This window comes from Aerococcus sp. UBA6277 (assembly GCF_002440555.1).
GTDB lineage: Bacteria > Bacillota > Bacilli > Lactobacillales > Aerococcaceae > Aerococcus.
Genome location: NZ_DJUR01000008.1, coordinates 18754 through 43596, shown reverse-complemented (window position 1 = coordinate 43596; position 24843 = coordinate 18754). Strand labels below are relative to the sequence as shown.

The following is a 24843-nucleotide window of genomic DNA, read 5'->3' as shown; positions in this document are numbered from 1 at the left end:
TTTTTATTATGAATAACGTATTTACAACAGAGCCGGTGGACTTGAATGTCACACCGGCTATTGAATTTAAAAATGTATCTTTTCGCTATGCGAGTCAAGCGGACTTAAATCTACACGATTTGTCATTTGCCATTTATCCTGGTGAGAAAGTACTTATCATCGGACCTTCAGGTTCTGGGAAATCCACTATCGGAAAAATGATTAATGGGCAAATCCCCAATACCTTTGACGGTGATTTCACAGGTGATATTTTTATTAACGGGCAATCAATTAAAGGACACTCAATTTTTGACCTTTCACTACAAGTTGGTACCGTCTTGCAAGATACCGATGGTCAATTTGTTGGCTTAACAGTAGCTGAAGACCTAGCCTTTGCTTTAGAAAATGATTATGTTGATCAAGGAGAAATGGTAAACAAGGTAAATGCCTGGGCTACTACATTAGATCTTCATGACTTATTAAATGCCAAACCTCAAGCCTTGTCAGGCGGGCAGAAACAACGGGTATCTATTGGTGGGGTTTTAATTGACGAATCACCGATTGTCCTATTTGATGAACCATTAGCTAATCAAGACCCAGGATCGGGCTTGGCAACCATGGCACTCATTGGTCAGCTAAATGCGTCTGAACAATTAACGACGATTGTAATCGAGCATCGTCTGGAGGAAACCCTGATTGCTGATATTGATCGCGTCATCGTGATTGAAGACGGCCATTTGGTGGGCGATATGTCCGTTGACGCGTTGCTACGTTCTGATTTGTTGAACCAAATTGGAGTTCGTCAACCCCTCTATTTGGATGCTTTTGCTTATGCTGGGGTCTCCTTGGATCAATTTCAACGCCTTGGTGCCTTTACACCTGACCTAGTAACGCCTAAGGTGGCGCAGGAGTTAACGACTTGGTATGATAGTCAGGTTGAAACGAGCCAAGATGTCCAACAGACCCCAATTGTTCAACTCGATGATGTTGCTTTTCGCTATCAAGATGCGCCTCTGATTTCCGATATGCATCTGACAATCTACGATGGAGAACTCATTTCGTTGGTCGGCACGAATGGGGCTGGCAAATCAACGCTCGCTAAGCTCCTGTGTGGTTTTGAGCGTCCTGATGCGGGGACAATTACCTTGTTCGGTCAAGATGCGGCAAATCTATCGATTAAGGAAATTGCAGATAATATAGGCTATGTCATGCAGAATCCAAATTTGATGATTTCAAAGAATATCCTGGCGGATGAGGTGGCTGCGGGTTTAATCAATCGCGGTTTGTACCAGTATGCAATGGATGAGGCCTTACAGGGACGTGTGGGTCATGCGTTGACCATTTGTGGTCTATATCCCTATCGTAATTGGCCAATTTCGGCACTATCTTATGGGCAAAAAAGACGTGCGACGATTGCAAGCATTCTAGTCTTAAATCCAAAGCTCTTGATTTTGGATGAACCTACGGCTGGACAAGATTATAAACACTACACGGATATGATGACATTTATTCAAGAATTGAATGCTACCGAAGGAATCACCATATTGATGATTACCCACGATATGCATTTGATGCAGGAATACTCTAATCGAACCATCGTACTACATGATGGAAAAATTCTAGCAGATGATAAACCTTCTGCCGTTCTTTCTAATGAATATTTGATGAAGCAAGCACATTTGGCACCGACTAGCATTTATCAGTTAGCCAAGACATTGCCTAATATCGCACCGACAAACTTTATTGATACCTTCATTCGCTTTGAACGAAATCTTCCAGCAGTTAACCCAACGACAGCAGGTATAGAAAGGAGCGTGACTGACTATGGCTAAAACACAAGCCCAAACATTAGGCTACATTGCCCATGACACGCCACTTCACCGTTTATCTGGTGCAACCAAGTTAATTGCCTTTATGACCCTTTCGGTTATTGCCATGACATCCTACGATACAAGATTTCTGATTGGCTTGGGTATTTTATCGCTTGTACTCTTTTGGCTTTCCAAGATTCGATGGTCTGAAGTGAATACAGTCATTTACTTTATCCTCTTCTTCTCTATTTTGAACCTAATTACGATCTATATTTTCGAACCAGAATACGGGGTTCAACTCTATGGATCACGTACGGTGATTGCTGAAGGTATTGGTCGTTATACCATCACTCAGGAACAACTATTCTATGAGTTTAATCTGTTTGTTAAATATTTCTCGACCATACCCCTGGCTTTAATTTTTATCTTAACGACAAACCCTAGTGAGTTTGCTTCTTCCTTAAACCGGATTGGGGTTTCCTACCGTATTGCTTATGCTGTGGCCTTAGCCTTACGCTATATTCCGGATATCCAAAGTCAATTCTTTGCTGTTCGTCAAAGCCAACAAGCGCGCGGGATTGAAATGTCAAAAAAGGCGCCCTTTTTCCAACGCATTAAGCGTTCGGCTCAGGTTATCATGCCTTTGATATTTTCTAGTCTCGCCCGCATTGAAGTGATTAGCCAATCGATGGAATTGCGTCGTTTTGGTAAAGAAAATCGACGTACATGGTATAGCGCACGCCCCTTCAAGCGTGGGGATTTCCTTGCCCTGTTTGTGACAGTCATCATTGTAGCGATTGGTATATATCTATTCTTTACCAATGGTGGTCGTTTCTATAATCCATTTCAATAACAAAAAAGGTAGCCCGAAAGTTTCATGTACTTTCGGACTACCTTTTTATTTTGCCTAAAGTTTCAAATCAGATGGCGGTTTATACTAACGAATTGATTTGGAAACCGCGGTCTTCCAATACGTATAGAATTGCTTCTGCTGTATCGATGGATGTTAATAGTGGCACACCACGCTCGATGGCAGCTTTACGAATTAATTGACCCGAGTTTTGGTCGTGTCGCGCGCGACCCCATGTATTAATGATAATTTGTGCACGTTCTTCGGTAATCAAGTTCACTAATGTTTGCTCAATTTCTTTTTCGTCTGTTACTTCATTTGATGTCACTGCAACAGTATCAATACCTGCAGCTTCAAATTCCGCTTGCATGTCGCCCGTTACCATGACACTGAAGCCAATTTGATGGAAACGTTGTGCCAATGCCAAACTTTCTGCTACGTCAGCCTTGGTAATTGTGAACAAGACATTACCGAAATCATTGACGTGGATGTTGCTACCTGCAAAGGCCTTGTATAGTGCTTTTTGAAGGTTGATATCTGAACCCATCACTTCACCAGTTGATTTCATTTCTGGTCCTAATTGCGGATCAACTAGGTTCAATTTAGTGAATGAGAATACTGGTGCTTTTACATGAACCATGTTGCCATCAGCGTAAAGACCTGGTTGGTAACCTTGGTCAATAATGCTTTCGCCAAGGATAGCACGCGTTGCTACTTGTGCCATTGGAATACCCGTTACCTTACTCAAGAAAGGTACTGTACGGCTGGCACGTGGATTTACTTCAATCACATAAACTTGGCCATCTTGAACAATGAATTGAATATTCATCATACCCAAGCAATTTAAGCCAAAAGATAGACGTTCAGTGTAATCGACGATGGTCGCCTTCACCTCATCAGATAGACTTTGTGAAGGATAAACGGCCATAGAGTCACCTGAGTGGACCCCAGAACGTTCGATATGTTCCATAATTCCTGGGATTAAGACATTTTCACCGTCACAAATTGCATCGACTTCGACTTCGGTACCCACTACATAATGGTCAATCAAAATTGGACGGTCTGGAGAGGCAATCATGGCATCTTCCATATAGCTGCGTAAGTCGGCATCGTTATCCACGATTTCCATACCACGCCCACCTAAGACATAACTTGGACGTACTAAGACTGGATAGCCAATCTTACTTGGGATTTGTAAAGCATCTTCTACAGACATTGCTGTAAAACCTTCTGGTTGAGGGATTCCTAAGTCTGTTAAGGCTTGCTCGAACAAGTCACGGTCTTCAGCACGATCTAAGTCTTCTACGGTTGTCCCTAAGATAGGAATACCTAATGCATGTAATGGTTCAGCTAGATTTATCGCTGTTTGACCACCAAATTGTACAATAACCCCTTCCGGTTGTTCAAGGTCGATGACATGTAGTACGTCTTCTAAAGTAAGTGGTTCGAAGTAAAGTTTATCCGAAATAGAGAAATCAGTTGAAACTGTTTCTGGGTTGTTATTCATGATAATCGCTTCGTAGCCAGCTTGTTGGATCGCTTTAACAGAGTGAACTGTGGCGTAGTCAAATTCTACCCCTTGACCGATACGGATGGGACCTGAACCTAATACTAAAACAGTCTTTTTGTCTGAAGGCATACTTTCGTTATCAGCACTATAGGTTGAATAGTAGTATGGTGTGTTCGATTCAAACTCGGCCGCACAGGTGTCAACGGTTTTGTAGACTGGGCGAATGCCGTTTGCAGCTCGTAAGTCACGTACATCTGCTAAATCATTTTCCCATAGTCTAGAGATGGCTAAATCAGAGAAACCATAACGTTTTGCTTCTTTTAAGACAGCAACATCTTCTTTATTGGCTTCAAGTGTATTTTCTAATTCTACAATGTGCATTAAAACATCTAGGAAATAGAGATTAATTTTTGTCATGTCATGCAATTGTTCAATGGTATATCCGCGGCGCAAAGCTTCAGCTAAGTAGAAGATACGGTCATCTTGTGCACGTGTAATCTTATCAATTAAGGTTACTTCATCAGCTTCGCGACTAGCAGTTGTTGCCATGTGTTCAGCACCAATTTCTAGTGAACGGACAGCTTTTAACAGCGCTTCTTCAAGGTTCGTACCAATAGCCATGACTTCACCAGTGGCTTTCATTTGAGTACCTAACTGACGATCACCTTTCTCGAATTTATCGAATGGCCAACGTGGAATCTTCGCAACCACATAGTCCAAAGCTGGTTCAAATTCGGCTAAGGTTGTACCTGTTACAGGGTTGATCATTTCATCAAGTGTTAACCCTACTGCGATTTTGGCTGCAATTTTGGCGATTGGATAACCAGTTGCTTTAGATGCAAGCGCTGAAGAACGGCTCACCCGTGGGTTTACTTCAATAACGTAGTAATTGAAGCTGTTTGGATCTAAGGCTAATTGCACATTGCAACCACCTTCAATACCTAAGGCACGGATAATCTTTAATGATGCATCGCGCAACATTTGGTTTTCGTGGTCTGTTAGAGTCAAGGTCGGTGCGAAAACAATTGAATCTCCTGTATGAATACCAACTGGGTCAAAGTTTTCCATGTTACAAACAACCAAAGCATTATCTGCGCTATCACGCATTACTTCGTATTCGATTTCCTTGTAACCAGCGATTGAAATTTCAATCAAACATTGGTTTACAGGCGATAATTTAAGGCCCTTAGCAACAATTTCACGTAATTCAGCAGGGTCATTACAAATCCCCCCACCTGTTCCACCCATGGTAAAGGCAGGACGTACAATTACTGGATAACCAGCCTGTTCTGCGAAAGCTAGTGCTTCGTCAACTGTATGTACAATATCACTCTCAGGAACTGGTTCATTCAATTCACGCATTAGATTACGGAAAAGGTCACGGTCTTCAGCTTGATCGATAGCTGATAATTTTGTACCCAATAATTGGATACCTAATTCATCTAAAATACCATCATTGGCTAATTCAATCGCCATGTTTAAACCTGTTTGGCCACCTAAAGTAGGTAGAATCGCGTCTGGACGCTCTTTACGTAAGATGCGTGATACAAATTCTAGCGTAATCGGTTCAATATACACTTTGTCAGCAATTTCCGTGTCAGTCATGATAGTTGCTGGATTGGAGTTAACTAATACAACTTCATAACCTTCTTCACGTAAAGATAAGCATGCTTGTGTACCAGCATAGTCAAATTCTGCTGCCTGTCCGATGATAATTGGACCAGATCCGATAACCATAATCTTGTGAATATCAGTACGTTTTGGCATTAAATAGTCCCCTCCAAGTTCTTGTTGTTATCCATTAATTCAATAAAACGATCAAATAAGTGGTCTGCATCATGTGGTCCTGGTGCTGCATCAGGATGATATTGCACACTAAAAGCAGGTAAAGTTTTGTGGCGCACACCTTCTACCGTTTCATCGTTGATCTCGATATGAGTGATTTCTAAATCTGTATGCACTAATGAATCAGCATCTACCGCATAACCGTGGTTTTGAGAAGTGAAATCAATACGACCAGTAGCAATTTCACGTACAGGGTGGTTAAAGCCACGATGGCCGAATTTCATTTTGAAGGTTTCGCCACCATTCGCTAAACACAACAATTGGTGACCAAGACAGATACCAAACAAAGGTATTTTACCTTGAATTTCATTAATCATGTCTAAAGCTTCTGGAATACTCGTTGGATCCCCAGGGCCGTTGGTTAACATGACGCCATCAGGAGCTAAACGTAAAATTTCTTGGGCAGTTGTATCATATGGTACCACCGTTACATTACACTCACGTTTGTTTAATTCACGTAAAATTGAATGTTTCAAACCAAAGTCTACTACGACCACATTCTTACCAGCATTTGGATTCACATATCGCGTTTTAGTTGATACTTGCGCTACTTGGTTTGTAGGCAAGTCTGTCGCGCGAAGTGTCGCAAGCGCAGCTTCAATGTCAGTCCCCTCATTTAGTAAACTAGCTTTCATCGTTCCGTGACTACGGATTGTTTTGGTTAATTGACGCGTATCAATATGTTTAATGCCTGGTATATCATATTCCACTAAGAACTCATCCAAGCTCATTTTTGATCGCCAGTTAGATGGGAAACGTGCAACTTCACGACAAATGATAGCCTTCACTGTAGGGTCTACAGATTCAAAATCATCAGCATTTACACCATAGTTTCCAATTAATGGAAAGGTAAATGTTAATATTTGACCGTTATAACTCTGGTCAGTTAATGATTCTTGATAACCTGTCATTCCTGTTGAAAAGACTACTTCGCCAATAACCTCTTTCGTAGCACCAAAAGCTTCACCATAAAATGTTTCACCAGTTTCTAACAACAATATTTTTTCCATTTTTTCACTCACCTTCAACGAACACACCGATTATGACCATTTACATTTACACTATAAAAAAAAGCACTTAGCCCGAGGGCTAAGCGCTTTACGACACTACAAGTAAATTGAAGATATAGTAAACAAACCATTCGCATGGTTTCACTTGACCCCTTGAAAGCCTCACAGGACTTGATTTAAAGGTTGCTTTGTTTTTTCTAAGATTACGCTATTGACTATGCAAAGTCAACAAAATCATGTAAAAAATTATCATTTTTCACAATTTTATATACAATCTACTCATAGAATTCTAATAAAAGTCCCTTAAATCTGGTCTCCTGAAATTTCATTACTATATTAATTTAGGTTAGAATGTACGAATACTGTATAAAAATGAAAAGACAACAAGCAAGCACAAATCCTTATTCCTTAAAGCTACTTGTCTCTTTACAAATGCACTAGCTTTATTTAGCTTGTCTTATCGAATGCTTCTCGTTCAATCTTATGCCAACTATGCAAGTGGGTACTATAAGTAATCGCAGCATATAAACGAACAAATAGTAGATAGGGTCTATAGAAGATCGAATCTAGAATTGTAATACCAAAAGCTTTTAAGGTATCCCCGCGGAAAAATTGATAGTCTTGGATAAAATATCTGCCCACGTAGAAAACCATCGTTTGAAAAACACAAAACAGAAAATATAACAGCGCAAGTGCTATCGCGGAAGAAACATTTAATATGCCTAGCATGAATGATAAAGAAATAATGATGATACCTAGTAATTCAATAAATGGCGCCATCAATTCATATAGAAAATAGAATAAGTACGATACGGTACCTAGTAAACCATATTTAGGATTTAACATGATGGTACGGTGTTGCCACATACTTTGTATTAATCCTCGATGCCATCTCGACCGCTATTTCGCCAAGTCTTTTAAAGTAAAAGGCGCTTGCGTCCAACAGATTGCGTTTGCAACATACCGATTATTATAAGGGATTTTATTCTCCACATAATACCGATGTAAGCGTAAAGCCAAGTCCATGTCTTCAGCCACACTATTCACATCATAACCATTCACACGAATAAGCGCTTCCTTTTTAAAGAGACCAAACCCACCCGATACATTTAAATTACCATTAAAAACATCGCTAAAAATGCGAGAGCCCATAAAGGCTCGTGAATACTCTAGTGACTGCATAGCTGCTACCAAACTTTTAGAGATTTTTGTTTCCACAGGATATGCATGTTTAAAAACAACATCATTTGAAACACCTAATAAACCACCAACAGCAACCGTAGTCGCGTCCTCAAACAAAGGTCTAATCGCATGCTTTAAGGCGTCCGCTTGTAAAATTTCATCGGCATCCATTGACACAATATACGGATACTCTGAAACGTTAATCCCAGCATTTACAGAGTCAGCCTTATTCCCCCCATTCTCTTTGCGAATCAATTTAATCGAAATGCGTCCTATTTTTATGACCATAAACCGCTTGTATAGGTTTACTAAGGACTTGAAGACAAATTGGATGGGTTATAAGTGACAAATCAAATGCATCAATCACTTTTTGCCCAGTATCATCTGTAGATCCATCATCGACAACAATTATTTCAAAAATTTTGTAATCCTGGTACAACAAGTTATTGATTGTCGAAAGAATGGTCGCACTCTCATTATAAGCTGGCACGATAATAGAAATTGGATAGTAATATTCGTGGTCTAACTGATTCATCATCAACCTGCGTTGTCGATTTCGGTAAATTTTAACCATTGCAAATATATTCCCAACTGAAATATAGGTCACATAAAAAAAATAAATAATATAAGAAAAATATTTCCGTATATTGAATCACTTCCCTAACATCCCTGACTTAATCCTTTCTGGTCATAATAATAGATTAATTGCTCCTTAGCATACGGATCATCTCCATTAAATATGATACTCAACTCACTTGGAGCAACCGCTAATTCGCTTAAAGCGATACTTCCATTTCTTCGAATATACCACTCTCTCGAAAAAATATTTTTCTTCAATTGATCAATAGTTGCTGGTCCTGGATAGTGGGGTAATGTTGAGGTAGCGACTCCTGCACACGCCCATTCTTGCACGTCACTGGTATCTGCACATTTTAAAATATATGGATATGCCTCATCTACATGAACTTTTGCATAATAACGTAAAATAGCACAGGTTAAATCAACATTCTCGTCTTTATTTTTTAGATAGGGTAACAACATATTTGAAAAGTCGGGAGAATCGATTAATTTAGCAAAATCATCGAGGGCAACGCAGTAATGTGTGTTGAAAACATTATCTGATGAAATGATTTTTTCAAAAAATCGAAATCACCAGTAAAAGACAGTAGACTACTTGAAATTAGTTTCGTATTCAATGGTATACCCTTTGAATTATTTAAAACTTTTAATGCTTGAATAACGGTATCAGCGTTACCAATTTTGTTTAAAGTATTGAAGGCATAATTTTGACAATAGGCTGAGTCTTGCGCAACTATTTTTAATAAAATTGTTTCAAGTGATTTGGTATCGTGGTTTACTTGATGAAAAGGCAATAAACAAGAGATATAGGTAAAATAAGCCTGATAGATAAGTGGCCGCTTTAAGTAGGTTTTGCCTAAAGCCACCCATACTGGATAAATGCTAGATGTAAAATCATTCAATCTAACTTTGTCTGCTTGACTATCCATATTTTTCAGTTCTTGGATAACAGCTTCAAAAGCTACTAATTGTTTTACCTGTTTTAACTTTTCATAAATAGCGTCCTGATTGCCTACAAAATTGTCACTAACATAATAATCACACCATTGGTCTTTTCTCTTTTCGAATCTTGCTTTTGTAAAATGGACATATATTCTATGGCACAACACAATGAGCATCATCGCTACACTTAATACAACAATAAAAATTAAATACAAATATATAAAATTATACTTCATGTCCTCTCCCCATTTTACTCTAACAGCTTCACCAAACTCTTGTATTCATGTAAACCCAAATTAACTTGTTGGTCGCTAAAGTGCGTCTTTAATTGATTAAAATTCTCTACCACAGCATCCAAAGATAAATGATGATAAGTATTTATTTCCGCCAAATCAAATTGACCTGGTGCTTGTAACTCATAAATCGTTTGAATGGGTTTATGATATTGCTTACTTAAGCTAGCTTCATTGCTTATATGGTCGATTTCCTTGCCTCTATAATAGTTCATGATGGCCACTTGATCGGAGGCTCTTTGAACAATGGTCGCTAATTCATCGCTAAATCCTTCCGTATCAAAAAAATACGGTAGACATACGATGACCTCTAATCCTTTTTGATTAGCAACTTGATGCGCTGCAGTCAATCCTTCTGTAAAATGCCTCATCAGTAAGTCTGGATTAGACTCAAATTCTGGCAGGCTTTGTGGTTCAATATCAATAACAATTCCTTTAATCTGCTGATCCTTGGGTAACGATTGGTTCAATTCATCCACAGTGTTGATATATTGAATAAGCTCCCTTGCGTCAGGATCCATCGCCCATTCCGGTTCGTCATTTAACAAATATACCCATTTATTAGCCTGTTCCGTTTTTTGAATGAAAGCAATGATATTATCTAAATATACGGGTTCATTCAAGTATGCTTCTGAAGCGTATTGGTAAATGTCATCGATGTCTAATGAAATTAAGGTACTCACAGTATCATCTGGGTTTTCCACCTGAACCGTATCCCATGAATAAACGGCTGTTGGAGAACGCCGTGAATTTATCATTTGGTTAAATAAAATAAAAGCCAAAAGGATAAAACTTCCAATACAAAGTAAATAAGCGAATATTTTTTTATGCATAAAACACCAAATTTCATTTAAATTTCGCTGCCATAAGTATACTCCCTTGGTTCAAAAAAAAGATATTGCGGCAAAATATTTCGTTATTTGTTTACATCATTCATGATATTTCGTTAGGTAACTGTTTTGCACGCATGAAAGATAGCATGGCCTTTTGGCGTACACAAAATAGTGTCAATGAGATTCAACATGAAATCTCACCAACACTATTTATTATAGTTATAGAACCATTTATTATAGAAGCGCAAAAAAAGACGACCGAGTCGTCACCCGGTCGCCTTTCCAATTTGCAAATTTAATTTTTAATGTTTAATTGTGTTAATTAAGCTTCGATTGTAGTGATTGTACCCGCACCTACAGTACGTCCACCTTCACGGATAGAGAATTTAGTACCATCTTCGATCGCAACTGGGTGAATCAATTCAACGTCCATATCAACGTTGTCACCAGGCATAACCATAGCTACGTCTTCTGGTAAAGTGATAACACCAGTGATGTCAGTAGTACGGAAGTAGAATTGTGGACGGTAGTTAGTTAAGAATGGTGTATGACGTCCACCTTCTTCTTTAGATAAAACGTAAACTTGCGCTTTAAATTTAGTATGTGGAGTGATTGAACCAGGAGCAGCCAATACTTGACCACGTTGGATGTCTTCACGTTGAACACCACGTAATAATGCACCGATGTTGTCACCAGCTTGAGCGTAGTCTAAGTTTTTACGGAACATTTCAACACCAGTTACAACTGATTTACCGATTTGTTCAGCAATACCAACGATGTCAACTTCGTCACCTGTACGAACTTCACCACGTTCAACACGACCTGTGGCAACAGTACCACGACCAGTGATTGAGAATACATCCTCAACTGGCATCATGAATGGTTTGTCGTTGTCACGTTCTGGTTCTGGAATGTAAGAGTCTACAGCTTCCATTAATTCCATGATTTTAGCTTCTTGAGCTTCGTCGCCTTGTAATGCTAATAAAGCAGAACCAGCAACTACAGGTAGATCGTCACCTGGGTAGTTGTACTCAGATAATAAGTCACGAACTTCCATTTCAACTAATTCTAGTAATTCTTCATCGTCAACTTGGTCAACTTTGTTTAAGAATACTACGAATGCAGGAACACCGATTTGGCCAGCTAAAAGGATGTGCTCACGAGTTTGTGGCATTGGACCATCAGCAGCAGATACTACTAAGATCGCACCGTCCATTTGAGCAGCACCAGTGATCATGTTTTTAACGTAGTCAGCATGTCCTGGGGCATCGATATGCGCGTAGTGACGGTTAGCTGTTTCGTACTCGATGTGTGAAGTATTGATTGTAATACCACGTTCTTGCTCTTCTGGAGCGTTATCGATTGAAGCGTAGTCTTGAGCTTCACCGAAACCGTGCTTAGCTAATACAGTTGCGATTGCAGCTGATAAAGTTGTTTTACCGTGGTCAACGTGTCCTAAAGTACCAACGTTAACATGGGGTTTTGTACGTTCATATGTTTGTTTTGCCATTTTATGTATTCCTCCTAAGAATAGAAAATATAAACCTAAATTTTATAGATTTTCAATAAGTTCATTATAGTCAAACTCGCTTCAGAAATCAAGCATCTACACTGGGAAAAACCTAGTAAGTACTTGATTTCCACGAGTAAGCCTATGGTCAAAGTCTTAATTTAAAAATTATTCTTCTGAACCTTTACCATATTGTTTGATAATGTCTTCTTGAATAGATTTTGGTACAGCTTCGTAATGATCGAATGTCATTGTGAAAGTACCACGTCCTTGAGTTGCAGAACGTAAAGTAGTTGCGTAACCAAACATTTCTGATAACGGAACTTGTGAGTTGATCATCAACGCGTTACCACGTGGTGTTTGACCTTCGATACGTCCACGACGAGCTGACACGTGACCCATAACGTCCCCTAAGTATTCTTCTGGAACTTGGATGTCAACACGCATCATTGGTTCAAGGATTGCAGGTTTGGCTGTCTTGATAGCGTTACGTAAAGCTAATGAAGCAGCAACTTTGAAGGCTGTCTCAGATGAATCGACATCATGGTAAGAACCATCGTAAAGTTTAGCTTTAACATCGATTAATGGGAAGCCAGCTAATACACCGTTTTCCATTGCATCTTTAAGTCCAGCTTCAACAGCAGGGATGTATTCACGAGGAACCACACCACCGACGATTGCATTTTCAAATTCAAATCCAGCACCTTCTTCGTTAGGTGTGAATTCGATCCATACGTCACCGTATTGACCTTTACCACCTGATTGACGAACGAATTTACCTTGAACTTGCGTTTGTTGTGTGAATGTTTCACGGTAAGATACTTGAGGCGCACCTACTGTTGCAGAAACATTGAATTCACGTTTCAAACGGTCAACGATGATGTCAAGGTGAAGCTCACCCATACCAGCGATGATTGTTTGACCAGTTTCGTGGTCAGTTGACGCACGGAAAGTTGGATCTTCTTCAGCTAATTTACCTAAAGCGATAGACATTTTGTCTTGGTCAGCTTTGGTTTCTGGTTCGATTGCAACTTCGATAACTGGCTCAGGGAATTCCATTGACTCAAGGATAACTTTGTTGTCAACGTCACATAATGTATCACCTGTTGTAGTATCTTTAAGACCTACGGCAGCAGCGATATCACCAGAGAATACTTCATCCACTTCAGAACGAGAGTTAGCGTGCATCATTAAGATACGACCTAAACGTTCACGTTTGTCTTTAGTAGCATTTTGGATGTATGAACCTGATTGAACAGTACCAGAGTATACACGGAAGAAAGTTAAACGACCTACGAATGGGTCAGTCATAACTTTAAACGCTAATGCTGAGAAAGGTGCATCGTCGTTCGCACGAACTTCGATCACTTCATCAGGATTATCAAATGCATGACCTTGGATTGGTGGTACGTCTGTTGGTGCAGGTAAGTAGTCGATAACTGCATCAAGCATTAATTGAACACCTTTATTTTTGAAGGCTGAACCACACAATACAGGGAAGAAGTCAACGTTAGTAGTTGCAGTACGGATAGCCGCTTTCAACTCTTCTTTAGAAATTTCTTCACCTTCAAGGTATTTTTCCATAATATCTTCATTCACATCAGCGATTGATTCAATTAGGTTTGTGTGCCATTTTTCAGCTAATTCGCGGTATTCTTCTGGAATTTCGCGTTCTTCGTATTCTCTACCGTCATCAGAGGTGTAAACTTCAGCGTTCATTTCCACTAAGTCAATGATACCTTCGAAGTCATCTTCAGAACCAATTGGTAATTGGATAGGTTGAGCGTTTGCTTGTAAACGTTCGTGAATAGTGTTTACAGAGTATAAGAAGTCTGCACCCAATTTATCCATTTTATTTACAAACACAATACGAGGTACTTTATAAGTATCTGCTTGACGCCAAACAGTTTCTGTTTGAGGCTCTACACCTGATTGGGCATCTAGTAAAGCTACTGAACCATCTAATACACGCAATGAACGTTCAACTTCAACAGTGAAGTCCACGTGTCCTGGGGTATCAATGATGTTTACACGGTGGTCTTTCCATTGTGCAGTTGTTGCAGCAGATGTAATAGTGATACCACGTTCTTGTTCTTGCTCCATCCAGTCCATTTGTGCCCCACCATCGTGAGTTTCACCGATTTTATGGATTTTACCAGTGTAGAACAAGATACGTTCAGTAGTCGTCGTTTTACCAGCATCGATGTGGGCCATGATACCGATATTACGAGTCTTTTCAAGAGGAAATTCTCTTTTAGCCATCTTATCTTTACTCCTTTTTTCTTTGATTCGTTTAATAATTGGTTTCCACAATCATTATAACGTTTTTAGAGAAAAGTCGACAATATAAATTATCGACTTTTAGAAAACTCTTACCAACGGAAATGTGCGAAGGCTTTGTTAGCTTCTGCCATACGGTGTGATTCTTCACGTTTACGAACTGAAGCACCTGTATTGTTAGCAGCGTCCATGATTTCGTGTGATAAGCGTTGTTCCATTGTGTTCTCACCACGTAGGCGAGCGTAGTTTACTAACCAACGTAATGCCAAAGTTTGACGACGTTCTGGACGAACTTCGATTGGCACTTGGTAGTTAGAACCACCAATACGACGAGCTTTAACTTCTAAAACTGGTGCGATGTTTTCGATTGCTTGTTCGAAAACCTCCATTGGATCGTTACCTGTTTCAGCTTTAATGTTGTCGAAGGCAGTATATAAAATAGTAGCTGCTTTACCACGTTTACCATCAACCATGATACGGTTGATTAAACGAGTAACTAATTTTGAGTTATAAATTGGATCTGGTAATACATCACGTTTTGCAATATGTCCTTTACGAGGCATTTGTGCTCCTCCTTTCGAATTTTAATTATTTAGGTTTTTTAGTACCGTATTTAGAACGGCTTTGTTTACGGTCGTTAACTCCAGCAGTATCTAACGCACCACGAACGATGTGGTAACGAACCCCTGGTAAGTCTTTCACACGTCCACCACGGATAAGAACAACACTATGTTCTTGTAAGTTGTGGCCGATACCTGGGATGTAAGCTGTTACCTCGATCATGTTTGATAAACGAACACGAGCATATTTACGTAACGCTGAGTTAGGTTTTTTCGGTGTCATAGTACCTACACGTGTACAAACTCCACGTTTTTGAGGAGAGTTTGTAGAAGTAGATTTACGTTTCATTGAGTTGTAACCACGGCCTAAAGCTGGAGAACCAGATTTTTTAGTTGAGCTTTGGCGTGATTTGCGTACTAATTGGTTAATAGTTGGCATAACTATAAGCTCCTCCTTCCCATTAATGGGTGATATTTTTTGTATATACTTTATGCTCACACATCCAAGCGTGTCATAATTTTTTTGAAAAAATAAAAATCGCTTTACAGCTACGATTTCAGTTTTTCAATGTTTGTGTGCTAATGTACCAGTCAGCACGACTGTTCGATTTGGATACAAATACAGGAATCTGCATACAAAAAGCACCTTATATAATTTATCACATTCGTAAGGTCGCGTCAACAAATAATCTCAAAAAAATAAAGACCACTTTTCCCCCGGCTAGCAAGGGAAAGGGCGGCCTTTTCTATAATTACTATTCCACGTTTCTCATTGTTGGGAATAGTAAGACGTCACGGATAGATTGTGCGTCTGTTAATAGCATCACCATACGGTCGATACCAATTCCTAACCCACCTGTAGGCGGCATACCTGTTTCTAAGGCTTCTAAGAATTCTTCATCTAGTGGATGCGCTTCGTCGTTACCCTCAGCTTTTTCTTTCACTTGAGCTTCGAAACGTTCACGTTGGTCAATTGGATCTGTTAACTCGGTAAAGGCATTACCAGATTCTGAACCTACAATGAATACTTCAAAACGGTCAGTAAAGCGTGGGTCATCCTCGTTTTTACGTGCCAATGGCGAAATGGCTGTTGGGTGACCGTAAACGAATGTTGGTTGAATTAAAGTGTCTTCAACAAATTCTTCAAAGAATTCGTTAATGACATGTCCAACTGTAAAGTTGTTTTCAACTTGTACATGGTGTTCTTTGGCAATTGCGCGAGCTTCTTCATCTGTCATTTCTTGCCAGAAATCAACGCCACTCGCTTCTTTAACTGCATCTACCATGTGGACACGACGCCATTTGCCACCTAATTCGATTGCTTGACCGTCGTAAGTGATACTTGTTGTACCCAATACTTTTTCAGCGACTGATTGGAATAAACCTTCAACTAGGTCCATCACGTCAGTCATTTTGCTGTAAGCTGTATAAACTTCAAGCATAGTGAATTCAGGGTTGTGCGTTGTATCGATCCCTTCGTTACGGAATACACGACCTATTTCATACACACGTTCCATACCACCAACAACTAGACGTTTTAGGTGCAATTCTAAGGCGATACGTAGATATAATTCCATGTCTAAGGCATTGTGGTGGGTAATAAATGGACGCGCTGAGGCACCACCAGCAATGTTATGTAAGACAGGGGTTTCAACTTCTAGATAGTCGTTACTGTCTAAGTAGTGACGAACTTCACGGATGATTTGCGAACGTTTTGTGAAACGGTCGAATGATTCACGGTTGGCAATTAGATCTAGGTAACGGTGACGGTAGATTTGTTCTACATCTGTTAGACCATGGTATTTATCCGGTAATGGACGTAAAGCTTTTGTCAGGTGGACGAATTTCGTCGCTTTAACCGATAATTCACCAGTGTTCGTACGCATTAAAGTACCCTCAACACCAACGATATCTCCTAAGTCAGCTTTCTTCCATAAGTGGTCGTAATCCTCTTCATCGATGTGGTCACGACGCACGTAGATTTGAATGTTCCCTGACATGTCTTGGATGTTCCCAAAACCAGCTTTACCTTTACCACGTTTCGTCACTAAACGGCCGGCAATGGCTACTACGTCATCCATTTCAGCTAATTGCTCTTTGTCATAAGCTTCATATTTTTTGTGTAAATCAGCTGCTACGGCGTTACGTTCAAACCCAGAAGCAAATGGGTTATAACCGCTCTCTTCTAACTCAGCCATTTTTTCACGACGGACAAGCAGTTGGTCGTTCAACCCTTCAGTCGCATCAGTAGCTTGATGTTGATTATTTTCTTCAGTCACTATATACACTCCTTACTTTATCTATCGTTATCCTCTAGTCAATTCGATACTTATCTATATTGCCAACTTTCTGCCAAAAAAGCAAGCGACCCTTGTCGACAATTTCTATCAGAACAGTTTTTTTCGGATAAACTGTCGTTTCTCTATGAAAATACGAAAACACAAGCATTGTACCAAATTTTCAGGTTAAAGAAAACCTTATTCGGGTAGGAACTGCTTATGCTTTCAATTAATGGTTATCCTCTTCTTTAATATGGGTAAAGGCATCCGTTAAAATTTGAAGGACATGGCTGTCTGCCTGGCTATAAATGACCGTATTTCTTTCCTTACGTTTCTTCACTAGTCGCAATTCAAACAATTTCTTTAATTGGTGGGACACTGCAGATTGTTCCAAACCTAATTCTTCAGAAATCTTAGTGGCCATCATTTCGCCTTCACCCAATAAATATAGTATGCGTAATCTTGTCGGATCCCCCAAAGCCTTAAACATTTTACTCAAATGTTGAATTTGCTCAGGTTCAACCGTCCCACGTAGCTTCTCAAGATGATTTTCTGCTTCCTTCATAAAAGCCTTCTTTCACTTTTAATAATGTTTATTCACTCAATTACTTCTATTAATTGCTTATATTGAAGTCGAAAGCACCTTCAGCAACAAATCGTCTGCCGTCATCTGGAATAACAGCGACTACTTTTTTATTCCGGCCTAGGGTTTTAGCCACCGCAATCGCTGCTGCAACTGCCGCACCACCCGCTGGCCCTACCAATAAACCTTCATTGATGGCTAACAAGCGACTAGTTTCTTTGGCCTTGGCCAAATCAATAGCCACGATACCGTCGTATAAAGTGTTATCCAAATTCAAAGGCAATAAACCTGGGTTGAATCCCGTAGCTACACTCGGCTTGGCCATTTCACCTGACAAGAATTTGGCATCCTTATCTTCTACCGCGTAAAGTTGAATGTCCTTATTTTCTTGTCTAAGGGCTGTTCCAACACCCGTCATCGTCCCACCAGTTGCAATAGTTGATACAAAGGCATCTGGCGCCCCGTTTAAGGCTTCGATGATTTCTGGTCCTGTTGTTTTTTCATGGACAGCAGCATTGCCCTCATCATCGTAAACATCAATAAGTAGGTGGTTGCCCGCTTCAGCGTAAGCCCGCGCTTGGGTCAAGGCATCTACAACACCTTGTTTGCCGGCTACTAGTTGCACTTGAGCCCCGTATGCACGCAAGACTGTCAAGTCATGGTGCGTGGATGTATCTGGGACAAAGGCCTTTGTATCATAACCCTTGCTCGCTCCTAGTAAGGCGAAAGAGGCAGCAACTTCGGCTGTCGTTGCGACCACAATTTCTTGGCCAGCTTTTAAGCGACCTTCAATTTCCGCTACTTCAATCATGTTTAAGGCAACTCGGTCGTAAATTGATCCGGTTGGGTTAGCTGTTTCGAGTTTGACGTATACCTGGGCGGCTTTATATGGGACTGATCGTTGCAATTTCAGTAACGGTGTTTCTCCGATTAATTGACTCATATAATTTGTAACTTCCATCTTCTAACTCAAACCTTTCTCTGTAAAATGATTACATAGCCTTGTTGATTATGCCTATTATAACAAACCTTGCCCTTAAGCTTGGTCTTCAATGCCTTTTAAATCTTCAGCTGTGAATTGATAGCGTTTATTACAGAATTGACATACTACTTCGGCCCCGTTATCTTCTTCGATCATAGCTGTGATTTCTTCTTTTGGTAAAGTCGCTAATCCAGCTGCAAAACGGTCTTTATTGCAGTCACAAGCAAATTGCACATCACGTTCATCTAAGAATTTGACATTTGCTTCACCTAACAAACGGTTAATCATGTCTTTGGCTGTCGCACCATCTGACAATAATTCAGTTACTTGCGGTGTTTCAGCAACTGCCTTTTCAACGGCTTCAATGGACGGTTCAGTCACCCCTGGCATTAATTGGATCATCCAACCACCAGCATTGATCACTGTTTCATCCGTATCCACCAAGACACCTAGACCTACTGCAGAAGGCGTTTGCTCAGAATAAGCAAGGTAGTAAGTGAAGTCTTCAGCGATTTCACCTGAAACAATTGGCACTTGACCAGAGAAAGGTTCTTTCAAACCTAAATCTTTTGTTACGGTAAAAAGACCTTCCGTTCCGACCGCGCCGCGTACATCAATCTTGCCTTTATCGTTTGGATCTAGGCTGATATGCGGCTCTTGAACGTAACCTTTCACATTTCCTTGACCGTCCGCAACAGCCACCAACTTACCAGCTGGGCCGTTCCCATTAATTTGGACGGTGATTTTAGCGTCATCTTTAATATCAGACCCCATCATCAACGTACCCACTAACGTACGTCCTAGAGCTGCTGTAGAAGCAGACCATGTATCATGTTTCTTTTGTGCCTCTTGGACAACACCTGTAGCATCTACAGCTGTAATACGAACTTCACCATCAAAGGCCACTGCCTTAATTAATTTATCTGTCATTTATTTCACTCCATTATTAGGTGCCAGGCACCCATTATTCGCTTGTCGCGCTTCAACTACCATTCTAACCTAATTTGGCGAACAGTGAAAATATAATAGTCAGCATTGTATAAAGCAAACCGCTAAATAATGAACCGTTAGGAAAACTGCATAACATCTGAAAGATACTGCACGATTTTGTGAAACGCAATCATTATTGGTTTACCAATCCCGTATATTGGCGCTAGGGAAGTCATTTCATTATTGCACTGAAAAACCTCCGATAAAATATCATCGGAGGTTTTGAATTGATTCAAGAAAAGTAGGCTCTTAAACCTTTATCGGGTCCGCTCACACCCTTACTTAGTCTTGATCTATATGTGCGTTTCGCCCTTGTGGACCTTGATGATCGTCGTTGTCGTCATCAGCGTCATTAACATCATCAGCCGCTTCGGTTTGATTTTCTGAAGTCGTTTCTTCAGACCATTCACCATTACGGTATTGACGGTGCTCAGCACCACGTTGTAAATCTTTTTTCACTTCTTCAAAAGATTTAGCTTCTGATTCACGTTCTTGTTCGCCATCTAATGGTTCTGGCATTTCACCAGTTTCGAATAAGGCGCGAATTGTGCGTTCATCTAATGTTTCAAGTTCTAGTAATTTCTCGGCAATCACATCTAATTGATTACGGTGAGAAGCTAAGATACTTTCTGCTTCTTCCAAGCACTCGTCCATGAATTTACGTACTTCGTCATCAATTTGACCAGCTGTGCGTTCAGAGTAAGATTTGTTTTGTGCATAACCAGAATCTGCCCCACGCATTGAGTGGTTACCTTCGTACGAAATTGGTCCAAGTAATTCACTCATACCGTATTCGGTGATCATGGCACGAACAATACCTGTCGCTTGTTCAAAGTCGTTAGAAGCCCCAGAAGTTTGGGTATTGAAGATTAATTGTTCAGCAGCACGTCCACCTAGCAAACCAATCACTTGTTCACGCAAGTCTTTCGTTGTGTAAAGGTTTTGGTCTTCACGAGGAAGCATAATCGCATAACCCCCAGCTTTACCACGCGGTACAATTGTCACCTTGTGGACTACACGGGCGTCGCTTAGGACTAAACCAGCAATTGTATGACCAGCCTCGTGGTAAGCGACCATGCGACGTTCAACCTTAGAAATCACGCGGTCTTTCTTAGCCGGACCAGCAATTACGCGGTCTTGCGCTTCATCAATATCAATCATGTCAATTTGTTTCTTATCTACACGAGCTGCCACTAAAGCCGCCTCGTTTAATAAGTTTTCCAGTTCAGCACCAGTAAATCCTGGCGTTTGTTGCGCTAATACCTTCAAGTCCACACCTGGGCCGAACGGCTTATTACGGGCATGTACTTTCAAGATTGCTTCACGTCCCTTAACATCTGGACGACCAACTAATACCTGTCTATCAAAACGGCCTGGACGCAGTAACGCTGGGTCCAATACGTCAGAACGGTTAGTTGCCGCAATCACGATAACATTATCTTTTTCAGAGAAACCATCCATCTCAACCAACAACTGGTTCAATGTTTGCTCACGTTCATCATGACCTGATCCTGGACCAACACCACGACGACGACCAACAGCATCAATCTCATCAATAAAGATGATCGATGGAGAACTCTTCTTAGCATTTTCGAATAAGTCACGTACACGAGAAGCACCGACACCAACGAACATTTCCACAAACTCAGAACCTGAGATTGAGTAGAAAGGCACGCCAGCTTCACCGGCAACTGCTTTAGCAAGTAACGTCTTACCAGTACCTGGAGGACCCTCTAAAAGCACACCTTTTGGAATGCGGGCACCTAAAGCTTGGAATTTACGTGGATCTTTCAAGAAGTCCACCACTTCAACCAACTCTTGTTTCTCTTCATCCGCACCAGCGACATCAGAGAATCGCACTTTTACTTCTTTCTTCGATTGATCAACAGCCTTCGATTTACCCATAGACATCGGGTTGTTTCGACCGCCACCTTGGCTTTGGCTGAACATCATATACATAATCACAACGAAGAAAATAATCGGTACAGCAGTGAATAATAAGCTCAACCACATACCAGACTGGTCTTCTTCTAAGGCAGTCATTTCAGTACCGGTCGCATTCGCTGCATCCGTAATCGTTGCAATCGTGTTGTCATTAGGCAAAACGTTTACCACAAACTCAGAAGCTGAGCTTTGTTGTAAATCTTGGAAAATTGGAATCCCATCACTAGTTGACGATGACGATGCACTTGATTCCTCACCCGAATCCTTGTAAGCACCGCGGATTTGGTAAGCCCCGGCGTTGGATTGGATAGAGAAACGCTCTACATCCCCATCAGAAAGTGTTTGAATAAATTCTGATTGTGTTAACTCTTCAGTGGTACCACCAGTAGAATCACTCGTTAATGATCTAACTAATGCCATCAAAGCAAAGAACATAATCAGCCATAGCAAACCACTTCTAATGAAGGTGTTTCTATTTGGTCTGTTAGGTCTCTTTTGTTGCATTCATTTTCCCCATTCTAATTCTTGTTCTTAAAGTAGCCTGTAGTAATATAGTAAAAAATAGATATAAATAAACTAACTCACTAATTATGGAATAAATGTGCGTAAACACTAGGCTTCAAAATACCGATATAAGGCAATTGTCGGTACTCTTCATCAAAGTCCATACCGTAACCAATTACAAATTTGTCAGGGATTTCAAAACCAATATAATCCACTGAAACATTGGCAGTACGACGTTCAGGTTTATTTAGTAAAGTAACCACCTTCACACTCGCTGCATTACGGTGTTGGAACAAATCATGGATTTTCGCTAGCGTATTACCAGTATCCACAATATCCTCAACAATAATCACGTGACGACCAGACACATCCGCGTCTAAATCCTTCAAAATTTTCACCTGACCTGATGACTCAACACCACCGCCGTAACTAGAAATATCCATAAAGTCAATTTGTAATTTAACATCCATTGCACGAATCAAGTCAGACATGAATAGGACAGACCCCTTCAAAATACCAACCACAATCGGGTTCTTATCTTGATAATCCGCCGTTAACTCCTCACCTAACATCTGAATACGTTCCGCAATTTCCTCAGTCGAAACTAAAATTTCCTCTACATCTTTATGCATGCCTATAATCCTCCACATTTCATTTCACATAATTCTAGGTTATTTTAGCAAATAACCCAATTTAATAGCAATTAATTAAGACTACTCATCCAAATCTAGCCCCTTTAGCGCTGAAAAATCACCCTAAAAACATTCAATAAGCGAAAAGTATTATAACAATCTTACCATTAAACGCCAACAAATACGTCAAAAACCCCTAAAAATTTACCAATACTTTAGCCCCCGTACCACTCCGGTTTACATATAAAACCTCTCCATTGAAAAAGAGGCCCCACACCTCTTGCTGGTTATCCGCTAATACAAAAATATCGTCTCGGATACCAGACGGGACTTTTTCGTTGATTAAAAAGCGATTCAGCTTTTGTCGATGTCCGTTTGACAGTCGGATAAAATCTCCGGGAAGGCGATTGCGCACCGTCAAGCTAACGTCAGCACCCACCTCAGCCAACAAGACTGCCCCCTGGTCCAAATAAACATCCGCTTGGTCTTCGTCAAACCAACCAACCTTGACCCGGTCGCCTACTGCCACCCAGTCCTGCCAACTTAAAACTTGCTCAGTCCTCTTACCGGCGGCACCAGCACCCGCCAAGAAATCAGACCGGCCACCGGGCAGAATATAGGCCGTATCATACACCTTGACCAGGCGGTAGCCTCCCGGCAACCGCCACTCACCCTGACCATTCTCGCTCTGTAAGAAAGCCACCATCCGCTTAAAGCCATCTTGCGTAAAGGCGGCCAAGTCAGCAACCCTCGTTTGGTCGAATATTCGTTGCCACAACAAGACTTGTTCAGACAAGTCATAGTCCGATATGGCCGCCAAATCAACTTGCCAGGTGTCATCTTTTTTCATCAAGACACCTCTTAAAATTTGGTCCATATAAGCGTCCGCAAACCGGCTGGTCGCTTGAGCAGTCAAGGCAAAGTCACCCAGATGGTCAACAAGGGCGCCATCTTCCGCTTCCAATTCCGGCAGATACTGCTGTCTAAACCTGTTTCTGGTATAAGACAGATCAAAATTGGACGCATCCTCACTAAAAGAAACCTGCCGTTTCGCTGCATAGTCATATAAATCAGCCTTATCCACTGACAACAGCGGGCGGAGTACATAACCCGTCTGCAAGCCCTTGTCCAATTGGATAGGACGGTAGGGATGAATGCCAGCAATACTCTTTAAACGCCCCCCATGGACCAACCGCATCAAGACCGTTTCCGCCTGATCATTTTGATGGTGGGCAGTCACTAAGAATGGGGACCTAGTCAAGACCATCATCCGCTCAAAGACCGCATAACGGAATTCGCGTGCCGCCAATTCCGACCGGTTTGGATTTTGCGGGTCATCGTGGTCCCAAGCCACTACTTGAATGGCAATATCACGAGCCTCACAAAAATTGATGACCATATCCTGCTCAGCCGTTGATTCAGGACGAAGCTGGTGGTTGATATGGATTACTGAAAAAGTGACTAAGGATCTTTGACTTAAGCGATAGAATAAATCTAATAAAACCATTGAATCGACGCCACCAGACACAGCCAATAGAAAGGGGGGGTGCCCATCAATCGGCACGTATTCTGTAGGTAGTTGCGACTTCAACTTGTCTTTCGTCGCCACAAGCCAGTCTTCTACGATCTTTAATACATTTTTTCCCATCACATACCGCTCCTTTCCTAAGTTTTTGCTTACGCAAAAATGCTCTGAGTACTTTATTAAGTGTCCCTATTTATCCTAATCACCGTTAAACATCAAA

The 24843-nt window shown here is 40.8% G+C and carries 21 protein-coding genes; 2 read left to right on the top strand and 19 right to left on the bottom strand.

The genetic code is table 11. From position 1 onward, the window contains the following. The first annotated feature begins 8 nt into the window (after positions 1-8). Together B2V22_RS01525 and B2V22_RS01520 are read left to right on the top strand one after the other, a co-directional pair. Positions 9-1811 (top strand): ABC transporter ATP-binding protein, encoded by a 1803-nt coding sequence (locus B2V22_RS01525; protein WP_290490013.1) that lies wholly within the window; start codon positions 9-11, stop codon positions 1809-1811. Then, positions 1804-2643: an energy-coupling factor transporter transmembrane component T family protein gene (locus B2V22_RS01520; protein WP_290490012.1), complete on the top strand. Its 840-nt coding sequence runs from the start codon at positions 1804-1806 to the stop codon at positions 2641-2643. Before B2V22_RS01525 ends, B2V22_RS01520 begins: the two co-directional genes overlap by 8 nt. A 79-nt stretch (positions 2644-2722) precedes the next feature. On the opposite strand, the gene carB is transcribed toward B2V22_RS01520, so the two are convergent. The 19 genes from carB to tilS all read right to left on the bottom strand — a co-directional run bounded on the left by carB (position 2723) and on the right by tilS (position 24746). Beyond that, a complete protein-coding gene (gene carB / locus B2V22_RS01515; RefSeq protein ID WP_290490011.1) occupies positions 2723-5917 on the bottom strand; it encodes a carbamoyl-phosphate synthase large subunit in 3195 nt (1064 codons plus the stop codon). Beyond that, positions 5917-7005: a carbamoyl phosphate synthase small subunit gene (locus B2V22_RS01510; protein ID WP_290490010.1), complete on the bottom strand. Its 1089-nt coding sequence runs from the start codon at positions 7003-7005 to the stop codon at positions 5917-5919. Before B2V22_RS01510 ends, carB begins: the two co-directional genes overlap by 1 nt. A 447-nt stretch (positions 7006-7452) precedes the next feature. Continuing rightward, positions 7453-7872, bottom strand: coding sequence for a hypothetical protein (locus tag B2V22_RS01505; protein WP_149256023.1), 420 nt, complete (start codon positions 7870-7872; stop codon positions 7453-7455). A gap of 33 nt (positions 7873-7905) precedes the next feature. Continuing rightward, positions 7906-8442 carry a glycosyltransferase family 2 protein gene (locus tag B2V22_RS01500; protein WP_290490009.1) on the bottom strand — a complete coding sequence of 179 codons (537 nt, stop codon included), beginning with the start codon at positions 8440-8442 and terminating at the stop codon, positions 7906-7908. Position 8443: 1 nt separating this feature from the next. After that, entirely contained in the window at positions 8444-8725 is a 282-nt protein-coding gene (locus tag B2V22_RS01495; protein ID WP_290490008.1) for a glycosyltransferase, read from the bottom strand. Between the two features lie 122 nt (positions 8726-8847). After that, the gene (locus B2V22_RS01490) at positions 8848-9228 is read right to left on the bottom strand and encodes a hypothetical protein (protein ID WP_290490007.1); all 381 of its coding nucleotides are present in this window, start codon (positions 9226-9228) and stop codon (positions 8848-8850) included. Between the two features lie 23 nt (positions 9229-9251). Continuing rightward, complete coding sequence (locus B2V22_RS01485) at positions 9252-9944, bottom strand: hypothetical protein (protein ID WP_290490006.1); 693 nt, start codon at positions 9942-9944, stop codon at positions 9252-9254. A 14-nt stretch (positions 9945-9958) separates the two neighbouring features. After that, positions 9959-10783 (bottom strand): hypothetical protein, encoded by an 825-nt coding sequence (locus tag B2V22_RS01480; RefSeq protein WP_290490005.1) that lies wholly within the window; start codon positions 10781-10783, stop codon positions 9959-9961. Between the two features lie 373 nt (positions 10784-11156). Then, positions 11157-12344, bottom strand: coding sequence for an elongation factor Tu (gene tuf / locus B2V22_RS01475; protein WP_016896552.1), 1188 nt, complete (start codon positions 12342-12344; stop codon positions 11157-11159). A gap of 168 nt (positions 12345-12512) precedes the next feature. Then, positions 12513-14606, bottom strand: coding sequence for an elongation factor G (fusA, locus tag B2V22_RS01470; RefSeq protein ID WP_290490004.1), 2094 nt, complete (start codon positions 14604-14606; stop codon positions 12513-12515). Between the two features lie 110 nt (positions 14607-14716). Then, positions 14717-15187 carry a 30S ribosomal protein S7 gene (rpsG, locus tag B2V22_RS01465; protein WP_016896550.1) on the bottom strand — a complete coding sequence of 157 codons (471 nt, stop codon included), beginning with the start codon at positions 15185-15187 and terminating at the stop codon, positions 14717-14719. A 25-nt stretch (positions 15188-15212) separates the two neighbouring features. Beyond that, on the bottom strand, positions 15213-15623 hold the full coding sequence (rpsL, locus tag B2V22_RS01460; RefSeq protein ID WP_059135282.1) for a 30S ribosomal protein S12: 411 nt from the start codon (positions 15621-15623) through the stop codon (positions 15213-15215). Positions 15624-15939: 316 nt separating this feature from the next. Beyond that, positions 15940-17463: a lysine--tRNA ligase gene (gene lysS, locus B2V22_RS01455; protein ID WP_290490003.1), complete on the bottom strand. Its 1524-nt coding sequence runs from the start codon at positions 17461-17463 to the stop codon at positions 15940-15942. 229 nt (positions 17464-17692) lie between these two features. Continuing rightward, positions 17693-18028, bottom strand: coding sequence for an ArsR/SmtB family transcription factor (locus B2V22_RS01450; protein ID WP_290490002.1), 336 nt, complete (start codon positions 18026-18028; stop codon positions 17693-17695). A gap of 49 nt (positions 18029-18077) precedes the next feature. Then, positions 18078-19007, bottom strand: coding sequence for a PLP-dependent cysteine synthase family protein (locus tag B2V22_RS01445; protein ID WP_290490001.1), 930 nt, complete (start codon positions 19005-19007; stop codon positions 18078-18080). A gap of 75 nt (positions 19008-19082) precedes the next feature. Continuing rightward, positions 19083-19958 (bottom strand): Hsp33 family molecular chaperone HslO, encoded by an 876-nt coding sequence (gene hslO / locus B2V22_RS01440; protein WP_290490000.1) that lies wholly within the window; start codon positions 19956-19958, stop codon positions 19083-19085. Between the two features lie 342 nt (positions 19959-20300). After that, complete coding sequence (ftsH, locus tag B2V22_RS01435; RefSeq protein ID WP_290489999.1) at positions 20301-22466, bottom strand: ATP-dependent zinc metalloprotease FtsH; 2166 nt, start codon at positions 22464-22466, stop codon at positions 20301-20303. 80 nt (positions 22467-22546) lie between these two features. Next, positions 22547-23098, bottom strand: a complete 552-nt coding sequence (hpt, locus tag B2V22_RS01430; RefSeq protein ID WP_290489998.1) for a hypoxanthine phosphoribosyltransferase — start codon at positions 23096-23098, stop codon at positions 22547-22549. Positions 23099-23294: 196 nt separating this feature from the next. Then, positions 23295-24746 carry a tRNA lysidine(34) synthetase TilS gene (tilS, locus tag B2V22_RS01425; protein WP_290489997.1) on the bottom strand — a complete coding sequence of 484 codons (1452 nt, stop codon included), beginning with the start codon at positions 24744-24746 and terminating at the stop codon, positions 23295-23297. Between the last annotated feature and the right edge of the window lie 97 nt (positions 24747-24843).